Source organism: Pelagibacterium sp., assembly GCF_965249125.1.
In the GTDB taxonomy this organism is placed as follows: Bacteria; Pseudomonadota; Alphaproteobacteria; order Rhizobiales; family Devosiaceae; genus Pelagibacterium.
In genome coordinates, this window is record NZ_OZ252217.1 from 2686244 (window position 1) to 2699806 (window position 13563).

The 13563-nt window shown below is 61.3% G+C and carries 12 protein-coding genes and 1 riboswitch; of the genes, 6 read left to right on the forward strand and 6 right to left on the reverse strand.

All coding sequences use genetic code 11. The annotated features are described in order from the left end of the window. The first annotated feature begins 110 nt into the window (after positions 1–110). On the forward strand, positions 111–1208 hold the full coding sequence (locus ACP148_RS13120) for an ATP-dependent DNA helicase (RefSeq protein ID WP_421952605.1): 1098 nt from the start codon (positions 111–113) through the stop codon (positions 1206–1208). A 9-nt stretch (positions 1209–1217) separates the two neighbouring features. Here the strand turns inward: ACP148_RS13120 and ACP148_RS13125 are convergent, their stop codons facing one another. Further along, positions 1218–3059 (reverse strand): monovalent cation:proton antiporter-2 (CPA2) family protein, encoded by a 1842-nt coding sequence (locus ACP148_RS13125; protein ID WP_421952604.1) that lies wholly within the window; start codon positions 3057–3059, stop codon positions 1218–1220. A 120-nt stretch (positions 3060–3179) separates the two neighbouring features. Here ACP148_RS13125 and ACP148_RS13130 point away from each other — a divergent pair, with 120 nt between their 5' ends. Genes ACP148_RS13130 through ACP148_RS13140 form a run of 3 tightly spaced genes read left to right on the forward strand, consistent with a single transcriptional unit; the run spans position 3180 to position 5298 of the window. Then, positions 3180–3536 (forward strand): GntR family transcriptional regulator, encoded by a 357-nt coding sequence (locus ACP148_RS13130; RefSeq protein ID WP_014129490.1) that lies wholly within the window; start codon positions 3180–3182, stop codon positions 3534–3536. Then, on the forward strand, positions 3533–4417 hold the full coding sequence (locus tag ACP148_RS13135; RefSeq protein ID WP_421952603.1) for an ABC transporter ATP-binding protein: 885 nt from the start codon (positions 3533–3535) through the stop codon (positions 4415–4417). The genes ACP148_RS13130 and ACP148_RS13135 overlap by 4 nt, the downstream gene beginning before the upstream one ends. Next, positions 4417–5298 (forward strand): hypothetical protein, encoded by an 882-nt coding sequence (locus ACP148_RS13140; RefSeq protein ID WP_421952602.1) that lies wholly within the window; start codon positions 4417–4419, stop codon positions 5296–5298. The genes ACP148_RS13135 and ACP148_RS13140 overlap by 1 nt, the downstream gene beginning before the upstream one ends. A 33-nt stretch (positions 5299–5331) precedes the next feature. Here the strand turns inward: ACP148_RS13140 and ACP148_RS13145 are convergent, their stop codons facing one another. Next, the gene (locus ACP148_RS13145; RefSeq protein WP_421952601.1) at positions 5332–6828 is read right to left on the reverse strand and encodes a CoA-acylating methylmalonate-semialdehyde dehydrogenase; all 1497 of its coding nucleotides are present in this window, start codon (positions 6826–6828) and stop codon (positions 5332–5334) included. A gap of 99 nt (positions 6829–6927) precedes the next feature. Between ACP148_RS13145 and ACP148_RS13150 the strand changes: the two genes are divergently transcribed. Both ACP148_RS13150 and ACP148_RS13155 read left to right on the forward strand, forming a co-directional pair. Next, a complete protein-coding gene (locus ACP148_RS13150; RefSeq protein ID WP_421952600.1) occupies positions 6928–7824 on the forward strand; it encodes a LysR family transcriptional regulator in 897 nt (298 codons plus the stop codon). Positions 7825–8252: 428 nt separating this feature from the next. Next, positions 8253–8401, forward strand: a riboswitch (FMN riboswitch). A 100-nt stretch (positions 8402–8501) separates the two neighbouring features. Further along, the gene (locus ACP148_RS13155; protein ID WP_421952599.1) at positions 8502–9467 is read left to right on the forward strand and encodes a DMT family transporter; all 966 of its coding nucleotides are present in this window, start codon (positions 8502–8504) and stop codon (positions 9465–9467) included. Here ACP148_RS13155 and ACP148_RS13160 read toward each other — a convergent pair. The 4 genes from ACP148_RS13160 to ACP148_RS13175 form a co-directional block, all read right to left on the reverse strand. Then, complete coding sequence (locus tag ACP148_RS13160; RefSeq protein ID WP_421952598.1) at positions 9464–10576, reverse strand: Gfo/Idh/MocA family protein; 1113 nt, start codon at positions 10574–10576, stop codon at positions 9464–9466. The two genes, ACP148_RS13155 and ACP148_RS13160, sit on opposite strands and share 4 nt — an antisense overlap. A gap of 203 nt (positions 10577–10779) precedes the next feature. Then, positions 10780–11682, reverse strand: coding sequence for a sugar ABC transporter substrate-binding protein (locus ACP148_RS13165; protein ID WP_421952597.1), 903 nt, complete (start codon positions 11680–11682; stop codon positions 10780–10782). Between the two features lie 80 nt (positions 11683–11762). After that, positions 11763–12746 (reverse strand): ABC transporter permease, encoded by a 984-nt coding sequence (locus tag ACP148_RS13170; protein ID WP_421952596.1) that lies wholly within the window; start codon positions 12744–12746, stop codon positions 11763–11765. A 15-nt stretch (positions 12747–12761) separates the two neighbouring features. Further along, positions 12762–13547 (reverse strand): ATP-binding cassette domain-containing protein, encoded by a 786-nt coding sequence (locus ACP148_RS13175; RefSeq protein ID WP_421952595.1) that lies wholly within the window; start codon positions 13545–13547, stop codon positions 12762–12764. Positions 13548–13563: the final 16 nt, after the last annotated feature.

Consider the following 13563-nt stretch of genomic DNA (forward strand, 5'->3'; position numbering starts at 1 on the left):
GCCTCTCTCCAATCTCGTTTTGTTCGCATTTTGGGTTTCGCCACGGCGTTTGCCCGGCAATACTGGCGGGAAACTGATTCCCCCTCATTGTGTTGGAGTGTGTCTCACAAATGGTCGCTTGGTCCAGCCAGCAGGATGAGGCCCTTAAAGCGGTGGCGGCGTGGCTCAAGGACGACAACGGGCCGCAAGTGTTCCGGCTGTTCGGCTGGGCGGGCACGGGGAAATCGACGCTGGCCCGGCATCTGGCCCAGGACGTCAAGACCGTCAAATACGCGGCGTTTACCGGCAAGGCGGCGCTGGTGATGCGCAAGCGCGGATGCAAGGGCGCCTCGACCATCCATTCTTTGATCTACACGCGGATTTCGGAAAAGGAAGGCGAGCCGCGTTTCGTGCTCGACCCGGAATCGGCGGCGGCGGATGCCGATCTGATCGTCATCGACGAGGTTTCGATGGTCGATGAGGTGCTGGGCACCGATTTGCTCTCGTTCGGCACCAAGGTTCTGGTGCTGGGCGATCCGTTCCAGCTTCCGCCGGTTCAGGGCGAGGGTTTTTTCACGGCGCAGGACCCTGACGTGATGCTGACCGAGATTCATCGGCAGGCCGCTGACAACCCCATCGTCAGGCTCTCGCTCGACATTCGCGAGGGGCGCGGGCTGGACTACGGCACCTATGGCGAAAGCAAGGTGGTTTCGCGCCGCGAGGTCGATCAATCCGAAGTGCTCAGTGCCGATCAGGTTCTGGTGGGGCGTAACAAGACGCGGCTCGACTACAACAACCGCATTCGGGAATTGAAGGGCCTGCCCACCGAAATTCCGGTCAAGGGCGACAGGCTGGTGTGCCTTCGGAACAATCCGCAGAAAAAGCTCCTGAACGGGCAGATATGGACGCTCAATTCGATAAAGAAGCGGGCCGGCGGCACGCTGGAAATGACCATCGATCCCGAGGAAGCCGACAGGACCTCGGTGCAGACCAAGGTGCGCGCGCATCAGAGCTTTTTCACCGGCGAGGATGCGGAAATGAGCTGGCAGTTGCGCCGCCAGTACGACGAATTCACCTATGGCTACTGCCTGACCGTCCATAAATCGCAGGGCAGCCAGTGGGACAGCGTCTATCTGTTCGACGAAAGCTTCGTGTTCCGCGACGAGGCGCAACGCTGGCTCTATACGGGCATCACGCGGGCCGCCGAGCGGATAATTGTCGTGCGATAAACGCCGCTATCAGGTTTCGGCCGGCTCGGCCTTTTGCAGGATTTCCTGGGCCTCGGGGTTGAGGGCCGTGCTCTTTTGCCGGGGCGTGAAGGAGGGCGTGGGCTTTGGGCCTTCGGCATTGCCGATCATGAGCGCGGCACCCTCACGCACCCCGCCGGCGATATCGAGTTCGAACCGCGCCTTGTCGCGCTCGCGGACATCTTCGAGAATATCTGCGGCCTCCTGTTCATCGACGCCCAGGGCAACCAGGGTTTCGTAGCCGAAGACAAAGGCGGATTCGAGCATTTCGCGGATCTGGTAATCGACGCCCAGGTGTACGAGTTCGACCGCATGCTCGCGATCGAAAGCCCTCACGTAAAGCTGGGCGAGCGGGTATTCGGACTTGACGTGCTCGGCGATCACTGTGGCGTCGGCGGGCCTGTCGATGCAGACAAGAATTGCCGTGGCCGTCGATGCACCCGCGGCGTGGAGAATTTCGGGGCGGGTGCCGTCGCCATAATAGATCTTGAAGCCGAAACGGGCGGCGGCCTGGATCATTTCGACGTCGTTATCGATGATCGTGACATCGACGCCCTTGGCCAGAAGGGGCTGGCTGACGATCTGGGAGAAACGGCCAAAGCCGATGATGAGGACCGTTCCGGCCAGACCATCGGCAATTTCGACACCATCGAGATCAGGCGTCTGGCGCGGCATGATGCGGTTCATGCCGATGATTGCGATGGGGGTGAGAACCATCGAGATGATGACCGTTGTGGTCAGAATAGCGTTCATTTCCGCATCGAGGATGCCCACGCCCAACGCAGCGGAAAACAGAACGAAGGCAAATTCGCCGCCCTGAGCCATGAGCACCGAACGCTCCAGCGCCTCGCCATGGCTGGAGCGCAACAGCCGGGCTATGGCGTAGATGCCCGCGAACTTGACGACCATATAGACGATGACCGCCATGATTATGAACGGGTAGTTCTGGCCGATAACGCCAAGATCGAGCGACATGCCGACGGCGATGAAGAACAGGCCGAGCAGGATGCCACGAAATGGCTCGATATCGGCTTCGAGCTGGTGACGGAAGGTGGATTCCGAGAGGAGCACACCGGCAAGAAAAGCGCCCATGGCCATGGAAAGCCCGCTCATGTTCATGGCCAAGGCAGCCCCCAGCACAACGAGCAACGCAGCAGCGGTCATCACTTCGCGGGCATGAGCGTTGGCGAGAATGCGAAACAGGGGATTGAGCAGGAAGCGCCCCACCAGCACGAGGGCGACCAGCGCGCCGACGGCAATGGCGATGTCAGTCATCCGCTGGCCCATGGTGACCGTTTCGGCCTGTGGCGCAATGAAGGCGACGAGCGCCAGAAGCGGGACGATGGCCAGATCTTCAAGCAAGAGAACGGAGACCATTTTCTGGCCCGCCGGGGTCGAGATTTCGCCGCGCTCCTCGAGTACCTGGAAGACAATGGCGGTCGAAGTCAGGACAAAGCCCAGCCCGGCGATCAGGGCGATTGTTGGTGGAAGACCCATCAGGATTCCGGCGCCGGTCATCAGCGCCGCGCAGGTTCCCACCTGGAGGACGCCCAGGCCGAAGATCTGCTTGCGCAGGCTCCACAGGCGCCGCGGCTGCATTTCGAGCCCAATCACGAACAGGAACATGACGACGCCGAGTTCGGCGGTATGAAGGATGGTTTCGGGATGGGTGATAACGGCAAGCCCGAAAGGTCCGATGGCCAGACCGGCGGCGAGATAGCCGAGGACCGAGCCCAGCCCGATTCGCTTGAAAATTGGGACCGCGACCACGCCTGCCGCCAGAATCCCGACGACAGGAAAGAGATCGAATCCGTGTGCCGCTTCGCCCGCCATTGGGTCCCCCGGGAAATGTCGATTTTCACACTACGCTAAGCCAGACCGGGACGGGCGACAAGGTGATTGACGGTTGTGTATTGGTGTGTTAGTTATATAGTACACTATACGGAAGCACACATGACACAGTGGCGCGACGACCAACCGATATTTCTGCAAATCCGGCAAAGGATGATCGAAATGATCCTCAACGGGGCGATCAACGAGGGCGATCCCCTGCCCTCCGTCCGACAGGTGGCGACCGACCTTTCGGTCAACCCTCTGACGGTGACCAAATCCTACCAGTCGTTGGTGGATATGGGCACTGTCGAAAAGCGCCGGGGGCTCGGCATGTATGTGACCGAGGGGGCGCGGGCCGCCCTGCTGGCGCATGAAAGAGACAAATTTCTTAAAGAGGACTGGCCGGCGATTGCGGCGCGGATTTCGGCGCTCGGGCTTTCCGCTGGCGATTTACTCAAGGATGGAGACGAGAAATGAGTGCTGAAAATCCAATCGTTTCCGCGCGCGGCCTGCGCAAGCAGTTCGGCAAGACCGAGATCCTGCACGGGCTCGATTTCGACATTCCGGCGGGCCGCATCTACGGGCTGGTCGGGCACAACGGTGCCGGCAAGACGACGACGCTCAATGCGCTTTTAGGCCTGACCCAGTGCGAGGGCAAGATCGAGGTTTTGGGGCTCGACCCCTTTGCCAACCGCGCGACGCTGATGAACGATGTTGCGTTCATTTCCGATGTGGCCTCCCTGCCCCGGTTCCTGCGGGTGCGCGAGCTTTTTGCACTTTTGAGCAACATCCATCCCAACTTCTCGCAGGACAAGGCACGCGATTTTCTTTCGGGCACCGACATCAAGCCGGAAGCCAAGATCAAGAACTTGTCCAAGGGGATGATCGCCCAGCTTCACCTGGCCGTTGTCATGGCGATCGACGCCAAGCTTTTGGTGCTGGACGAACCCACGCTCGGACTCGACATCACCTATCGCAAGCGGTTTTACCGGCGGCTGCTCGAAGACTATATGACCGAAGAACGCACGCTGCTCATCACCACCCATCAGGTCGACGAGATCGAATTCATGCTCTCGGACATCATGTTCATCCGCGATGGCGAGTTGATCGTCCATATGCAGATGGAGACGGTCAACACCCGCTATTGCCAGCTGGTGATCGCGGACCCTGCCCATGTGGAAGCCGCCCGGGCGCTGGGCCCGGTGTTCACCGAAAGCCGGTTCGGCCAGACGGTGATGATCTTTGACGGGGTGGAGCGCGAAACGCTTTCGCCGCTCGGCCAGATTTCCACACCGAGCCTTTCGGACCTTTTCGTCGCGCTGATGCAGCGTGAAACCCACAATGCGGGAGCTGCCTGATGCGGGCCTTCGTTGCGCTTATCAAACGCGAATATCTCGAGCATCGCGGCGCGTTCATCTACGGCCCGATGCTGTTGCTGGCGCTTGGATCGCTGGCGGCGATCTATGGGGTGTTCGGAACCGATTTCCGGGGTGAGTTCAGCGGGTCGCTGCCCACCGTGCTGCGCTTTTACGAGACGGCCTTCGCGTTGGGGGCGGCGGGATGGCTGGTCTATCTGATCATCATGCTGTTCTTTTACTATGGCGATGCATTTTCGGCCGACAGCCGCAACAATTCGATGCTGTTCTGGAAGTCCATGCCCCAGAGCGACCTCAAGATCTTTGCATCGAAAGTGGCCGCGTCGCTGACGGTGTTTCCCACGGCGATCCTGCTCGCCCTCGCCATTACCGGGGTGATCGCCTATCTGCCCACGGTGATCGCCAGCAATTTCCTTGGCGGGTTTGCGCCGCCGACCCTCGGAGACACGCTGAGCGCCTGGTTCAACATCATGGTTTCGGCCATCGTTTTGTTTGCCATCGCGCTGCTCTGGTACCTGCCGTTCCTGGCATGGGTCGGGCTTTTGGGCACCATCTTCAAGCGCTGGGCCATTCCGCTGGCGTTTCTCATACCGGCGGTGATCGGGCTGTTCGAGCGGGTCGTGATGCGCAACATATTGCAGGAAGGCGCCTTCTGGTCCTTCATCACCCAGCGGTTCGAGCTGCGGTTCGAGGACCTGGATTTCGAGGGCTACTGGCTGGCCGGCCAGCCCTGGAACGGGCTGGAACTGGCCACCCTGATGCTGGCCGGGATCGACTGGATCCAGCTTGTCGGAGGGGTCGCGGTGGCCGTGATCCTCGTCTATGCGGCGAGCGAATATCGAAGGCGATATATCCTGACCTGACCAAAAGGGTCGCCCTGGGGGGCGGCCTTTTTTTTATGCCATCGTCGGCATTGAAAACTGGGTGCCTTCCCGCAACCCCGAGGGCCAGCGGGCGGTGACGGTCTTGGTGCGGGTCCAGAACTTTATCGAATCGGTACCGTGCTGGTTGAGATCGCCGAAGGAAGATGCCTTCCAGCCGCCGAAGGAATGGTAAGCCAGCGGGGTGGGAATGGGCACGTTGATGCCCACCATGCCGATATTGATGCGCGCGGCGAAATCGCGCGCCGTATCGCCATCGCGAGTGAAAATCGCAACGCCATTGCCATAGGGGTGCTTGAGCGGCAGTGACAAAGCCTCCTCATACGTCGAGGTGCGCACGACCGAGAGAACGGGACCGAAAATTTCCTCGCGATAAATGTCCATCTCGGGGGTGACACGGTCGAACAGCGTGCCGCCGACGAAATAGCCGTTTTCATAGCCCTGCAAGGTGAAACCGCGTCCATCGACGATAAGGTCTGCGCCCTGTTTCTCGCCGCTGTCGATAAGCGAAACGATACGCTCCTGCGCCGCCCTGGTGATGACCGGGCCCAGGTCCGTCGCCTTATCGGTGTAGGGACCGATCCTCAGGCTCTCGACGCGGGGGGCGAGGGCGGCGACCAGGCGGTCGGCGGTTTCCTCGCCCACCGGAACGGCAACCGAAATCGCCATGCAGCGTTCGCCCGCAGAGCCGTATCCGGCGCCGATCAGGGCGTCGGCGGCCTTTTCGATGTCGGCGTCGGGCATGATTATCATATGGTTCTTGGCACCGCCAAACGCCTGCACGCGTTTGCCGTGGGCGGCAGCGGTTGCGTAGATGTGGCGGGCAATGGGCGTGGAGCCGACAAAGCTCACCCCGGCAATCTCATCATGGGAAAGGATGGCGTCGACGGCGGTCTTGTCGCCATTGACGACGTTGAGAATGCCGGCGGGCAGCCCCGCGTCGATCATCAACTCGGCCAGCCGCATGGGGACCGATGGCGCGCGTTCGGAGGGCTTGAGGATGAAGGCGTTGCCCGCCGCGATGGCGGGCGCGAACATCCACATGGGGATCATGGCCGGGAAGTTGAACGGGGTGATGCCCGCGCCGATGCCGAGCGGCTGGCGCATGGAGTACATGTCGATCCCCGGCCCTGCCCCTTCGGTAAACTCACCCTTTTGCAGATGGGGGATGCCGCACACGAACTCGGCGACCTCCATGCCGCGCACGATATCGCCTTTGGAGTCCTCGATGGTCTTGCCGTGCTCGGCCGACAGCAGTTCGGCCAGTTCGTCCATGTGTCTATTGATGAGATCGACGAAGCGGAAGAATACGCGCGCCCGGCGCTGGGGATTTGTGGCGGCCCAGCCCGGCTGGGCTGCGGCGGCAGAAGCGATCGCAGCGTCGAGGTCGCTGGCGTCGGCCAGGGCGACTTTGGCTGAGACCTCGCCGGTCGCGGGGTTGAAGATGTCGGCGAACTGACCCGACTTACCCTCCACATGGGCGCCGTTGATGAAATGTCCAATGGTCTTCATTGCTCGCTCCCTGGAAAAATTCCCGCGAGAATGAATGCCTATTATTATAGGTTCAACGTGATAGTTTTCACATTTGATATGCAAAAATCGTAGAGCAAGATGAACTGGGACGATATTCGGATATTTCTGGCGATTGCGCGGGCCGGGCAGATCCTTGCCGCGGCGCGGGGACTGGGCGTCAATCACGCGACGGTGGCGCGGCGGCTGAGTGCGCTCGAGGACGCCATGGGCGCGCGGCTTTTCGTGCGGCGCACCAATGGGTGCGATCTGACCGCCGAGGGCGAGGCGCTGCTTGAGCGCGCCGAGTTGATGGAGACCGCTGCGCTCAATGCGCAAACGGTGATCGGAGGCACCGACGCGGCGATCTCGGGCACCGTCAGGATCGGGGCGCCGGACGGGTTCGGGGTGGGATTTCTGGCATCAAGGCTTGGTCAGTTGCGCGCCCGGCATCCCGGCCTAACGGTGCAACTGGTTCCCGTGCCGCGCAGTTTTTCGCTGTCGCGCCGCGAGGCCGATATCGCGATTACGGTGGCGCGGCCGACCGAGGGGCGGCTCGTGTGCCGCAAGCTGGTCGACTACCGGCTCGGGCTCTATGCGTCTTCCGACTATGTCAAACAGCGCGGCCTGCCAAAGACGGTGGCCGATCTGAAAGATCATAGCCTTGTCGGCTATGTGGAGGATTTGATTTTCACGCCCTCGCTCGATTATGCACGCGAGATATGGAAGGGCTGGCGCTCCGATATCGAGGTGTCGAGCGCGCTGGGGCAGACCGAGGCTGTGCGGGGCGGCGCCGGCATCGGGATTCTGCACGACTTTCTGGCGCAAAGACACGCAGAACTGGTGCCGGTGCTGCCCGAATTGGGATTGATGCGGAATTACTGGACGGTGATGCACGAGGATGTGCGAGCGATAAGGCGGGTTTCGGTGGTGGCCGATTTCATCGCCGAAACCGTGTCGATGGCGCGCGGGGATTTCTCCCGGACAGAGCGCGCCTGATTCGAGACGGGGAAGTATGGAACAGCAACAAGTCTTTGAGAATCCCCCTTTTTCTCAAGCCCACTCAAACATTCGTGCAGGACCGGTGGAGCAAAATAGGGTTGCCAGCGTTGTGGATTCGGGCCACCATGATCGTGGTCTTAACCAAGCGAAAGGAGGTGATCCAATGTCTAGTGAGATCCGCGCAGGCGGGAGCGACTTTGGGTATGAGGTGATTTCGGCGAGGCAGCCCTCGGCGAAATAGCCCTTTCTCTCCGAACCGCTTGGTGCAAACGGTTCCAACGGTTCAAGTCACCCCGTGTGACGGTATCATGGAAGGACTGTTCGAGTTATCGGACAGTCCTTTTCTTTTTGCCCGCTTGATTGGCGCGCGAGAGGCGCCTAAGTTATCCATCGGCGTTTCACGATGGAATGCCTTGTTTTTAGAATTGCGTTCTCAGGGCGGGGTGAAAGTCCCCACCGGCGGTGACAGTCTTTCAGACTGAAGCCCGCGAGCGCCTCGCCAGACTGGCGAGGGTCAGCAGATTCGGTGCAACTCCGAAGCCGACGGTCATAGTCCGGATGAGAGAGAACGGGAATTGCGCCTTGTCGCGTACCGAAACTCCCGAGGGGGTGCGGGGCGCTTGAGGTGTCGTCTCCCGTAACCCTGGGGAAACTGGTTACGGAAAGGACGACAGATGAACCAGATTTCCTCCTTGCCCCACGCCCCGGTTCTGGGCGCCGTGTTCATGGTCGGGGCCGGCGTTACCTTTGCCATCATCAACATTTTGACGCCGATCATCACCTATCAGATGGGCGTGCCGTCCACCGCGCTGGTGTTCTGGCAATATGTCATCGCCACGCTTTTCGCCTTGCCGCTGATCCTGCGGATCGGAGTATCAAAACTGCGCACAAGCCATCCTTATTGGCATGAGACCCGCGCGCTGCTTTCGGCGCTGGGCGTGCAGTTTTTCGCCTTCGGCTTTGCGCTCGGCGTTCCCGTCTGGCAGATGGTGGCGCTGTCGATGACCGGGCCGTTTTTCATCCTTATCGGGGCAACGCTGTTTCTTGGCGAGCGCCTGACCGTGCAAAGGCTCGGGGCAACGATTACGGGCTTTGTCGGCGCGATGATGGTCTCCCAGATCGGCACCGAACAGTTCACGCTTGCTTCGCTGCTGCCCGTGCTTGCGGCGCTCTGCTGGGGCTCGGTTTCGGTGATCACCCGATATCTCAGCCGCGATGAAGAACCTGAATCGCTCACGCTTTACATGCTGGTGCTGATTACGCCCAACCACTTTTTGCTGGGCCTTCTGGTCGGGATTGCCGTTGCGGTGCTGCCGGCGGGCGCGCTGCCTGCCGGGCTTGCCACCGGGTTCGACTTCCAGCTTCCCATGGGCGAAGCGCTGGGCCTGATCGTGCTTTTGGGACTGGTCACGGCTGGAGCGCAATATTTCCTGAGCTTTGCCTACAAGGTGGCCGACGCCAGCTATCTGCAGCCGTTCGACGATCTGAAGCTGCCACTCAATACGCTTTTGGGCTGGATCGTGCTCTCGCAGGTGCCGGCGATGTGGTTCTGGCCGGGGGCCGCTCTGATCCTTGGCGCGTCGAGCTTCATCCTGTGGAGCGAACGCCGGGCGGCACCGGCCCGGCTGCAGGTCGCTTAAAGTCTGACCCAGCAGCCGTCACGATGACTGTGCGCGATAGCGTGCACCGTCTTTTCGATGGCCAGCCCTTTTTGGAAATCGATGATGTGCGCCGTCTCGCCGGAGACGGCGCGCATCACTTCGCGGGCCTCGATGATTTTGAGCTCGTTGAACCCCAGCCCATGGCCGGGGGCGGGGATGAATTTGTCATAAGGGGGATGGATGGGGGCGGTCAGGATGGTGCGAAAGCCCTGTTCGCTGGCCCTGCCCTCGCGGGTGAAGAGCTGAAGCTCGTTCATGCGCTCCTGATCGTAGGCGATGGTGCCTTCGGACCCGAAAATCTGGATGGCTATGCGGCCCTTGCGGCCCCAGGCGGAGCGCGAAAGCTGGATGGCGCCCGAGACCCCTCCCGCAAAGCGCATCAGGATGTGGGCAATATCGAAGGTTTCAACCTCGCGGTCCTTTCCATCCTGGGTAGGACGGGTGGGAAAGGGTTTGGCGAGATCGGCCATAACCTGTTCGGCCGGCCCCAGAAGGGTCGAGAGGATCGAGAGCGGATGGACACCGAAATCGTCGAGCGCGCCATAGCCCGAACTCGTCTCGCTTTTCCAGGAAAACAATGCGGCGGGATCGGCCATGAAGTCCTCGTCCATTTCCACACGCACCGAATGGAGCTTGCCGATGGCCCCTTCGGCCAGCAGTTTGCCGATATGGCGGATCAGCGGGTTCTGGATGTAATTGTATCCCAGCACCGCCGCTCGGCCCGAAATCCGTGCCGCTTCGGCCATGCGCTCGGCATCGGCGAAGGCGGGCGCCATGGGCTTTTCGCACCAGACGTGCTTGCCAGCTTCAAGCGCGGCAATGGCCATTTCGGGATGGAAGGCGTTGGGGGTGGTGATCGAAACCGCATCGATCTCGGGGTCGGCGATCAGTTCGCGCCAGTCGCCGGTGGATTTTTCAAACCCGAGTGCTTTGGCCTGCCGCGCGGCCAGATCGGGATTGGCTTCCGCGAGATGGACAAGGCGGGGGCGCTGGACGTCTCCGAAGACCGGGGCGACGGCGTTCCAGGCCAGGGCGTGGCATTTGCCCATGTAGCCGGTGCCGATCAGGCCGATCCCGAGAGATGTCATTGAAGCGCTCCGGACAAAAAAAGACGGCGGAATATGGGAAACCCATATTACCGCCGGAGGTTGCTCTTGCCCTTCGCGCTCTCGCGAAGGAGGCCAGAATACGCGCCTTGGCGGGCAAGTTTCAAGGATAATGGCTACAAAACGGCGCGATTTGTGTCGCGCCGTTTTTCTTTTGTCACAGTCGGGCGCCGTTGATGGCCAGATTACTGGTATTCGGCGGCGTTGGACGCATCGACCAGAACGGTGCCGGTATCGACCCATTCCTCGATGGTTTCGCCATTGCCCAGGGCGATGAGGGACTCGATGCCGAACCGGCCCATGTTCTCGGGCGCCTGGGCGATCGAGGCGGTCATTTCGCCGGCCACGATGGAGTTGGCGGCGTCGGGATTGGCGTCAAAGCCCACGACCATGACGCTTTCGAGCATGGCGGCCTGCTTGAGCGCCTCGACGGCGCCGAGCGCCATATTGTCGTTGGACGCGAAAATCCCCTTGATGTTGGGATTGCCGGCCAGGATGGTCTCGGCGACCGAAAGTCCCATGGCCCGATCCCAGTTTGCGGGTTGCTCGGCGACGATGTTGAGGCCGCATTCGGTCAGGCCGTCATGGGCGCCCTGGGCGCGGGCCTGGCCGGTGGACTGGCTGATGAGGCCCTGGAGAATGGCGACGTCGGAGCCCTCTTCGAGGTTTTCGCACATATATTGGGCAGCCAGCGCGGCGCCGACTTCGTTGTTGGTCCCGATGAAGGACACGCCCTCATTGGTGCCGCGGGTATCGACGAACACCACCGGGATGCCCTGCGCGATGGCGGAATCGACCACCGGGGCGAGGGCATTGGGATCGGTGGGGGCCAGCGCGATGCCGTCCACGCCCTGGGCGATCAGATCCTCGATCTGGTTGATCTGGGCCTGGACGTCGGATTCCTGGGGCGGGGCGACGACGATGACCTCGACGCCATGTTCCTCGCCGGCAGCCATGGCGCCCGCCTCGACCGCAGCCCAGAACGGGTTGCCCGCGCCGGGGCCCTTCATGCCCAGAACGTAAGTTTGCGCCTGGGCGCCGACGGTCATGGCGCCGAGCGCCAAGCCTGCCAGAAGCATTGCTTTCATTTCGTGGTCCTCCCTTTTCGACCAGTCTCCGTTTGATCGTCGACCGGTCCGGCTGGAGCGCACCGGGCCGGCCGTAAACCCTACCTGCGTACCGACGCCCTGCGGCGGATCACGTCGATCCAGACCGCGAAGATTATGACGACGCCGATCAGCACCATCTGCCAGAAGGAGCTGACATTGTTGATGTTGAGCCCGTTGCGCAACAGACCCATGATGAGCACGCCGGCCAGAACGCCGAGCACAGTGCCGCGCCCGCCAAAGAACGACGCGCCGCCGATGATGACCGCCGCGATCGCATCGAGCTCAAGCATAAGGCCGGCATTGGGGAAGCCGGAGTCCGTGCGCCCGGCCAAAAGCAGCCCGCCCAAGCCGGCCATGAAGCCGGAAATGACATAGACCAGGACAAGCACCTTATCGACATTGACGCCGGACACGCGGGCCGCCTGCGGGTTGCCGCCAATGGCGTAGATGTGGCGGCCGGTGCTGGTTTTCTCAAGAAAGAACCATAGTCCGACCGCGCAGACCGCGACGACGATCAGGCTGGCCGGAATGCCTGCGGGAGGTGCGAGGAATCCCAGATCGTAATAGGCCTGGCCCAGATAGCGAACCTCATCCTGAAGCCCGGAAATCGGGGCGCCATTGGTTACCAGATAGGCGACGCCGCGCACCGCGTTGAGCGTTCCCAATGTCATGATGAAGGGATGGGGCAGCTTGAGCCATGTCAGTCCCACCCCGTTGACCACCCCCACGGCGATGCCGACGAGCGGCCCGACCATCAGGACGAGCGGCCAGGGCAGCCCGGCCCGGCTGGCGAGCGCGAGGGTGACCATGGAGAGCGCCATTGTCGAGCCGACCGAAAGATCGATGCCAGCGGTGACGATCACCACGAACATACCCAGCGCAACCAGAGCGAGGGTGGCGTTCTGCTTGAGGATATTGGTGAGGTTCTGAGGGGTCAGGAACACCTCGGGGCGCGAGAGGGCGATAACCACCATCATCACGATCACGACAAGCACGATGCCGTAGGATTCAAGGAATTTCGAGAGTTTGGGATTGTAGAACACTGCGCCCGCCCTGCCCTAGTTGAGCCTGTCGTGAGCCAGGGATTCGGTGTGTCCCTTGGTGCCCATGATCCAGCCGATAACCTCGTTGCGGGAGGTGTCCTTGAGCTCGCTCTCGGCAAAATTTGTGCCCTGATAGAGCGCCATGACCCGATCGCAGCAATAGAAGATATCGTCCATGCGGTGCGAGATGACGATCACGGCAACACCATGATCTTTCAGTCTTTTGATAAGGTCGAGCACCTTGCCGACTTCCTTGATGGCAAGAGCGGCGGTGGGCTCGTCCATGATGACGAGCTGTGCATCGAACGCGGTGGCGCGGGCGATGGCAACCGCCTGGCGCTGGCCGCCCGAGAGATCCTCGGTGTTCTGGGACACCGATTTGACATGGATGTGGAGGTTGTCGAGATGGGACTGGGCCATCTCGCGGGCCTGCTTGTGATCGATGATCGTTAGAGGGCCGAGCCTGGTCCCCGGCTCGCGGCCCATATAGATATTCTCGTAGATGGGCATGTTACCGGCCAGCGCGAAGTCCTGATAGACCATCTCGATGCCCTTGCCACGGGCGTCCTTGGGGCTGGAAAAATGGACCGGGTGACCCTCGAAGATCAACTCGCCCTTTGAAGGCTGATAGAGGCCCGAGAGGATTTTCATCAGCGTGGATTTACCCGCGCCATTGTCGCCCACGACCCCCAGCACCTCCCCGTGATCGACGTGGAAATTGACGTCGTCCAGCGCGGTGATGGCGCCGAAATATTTGGCGATTCCGCGTGCTTCGAGAAGTGCCGTGCCGTTTTCGGCCATCTCCCTCTCCCCTCCT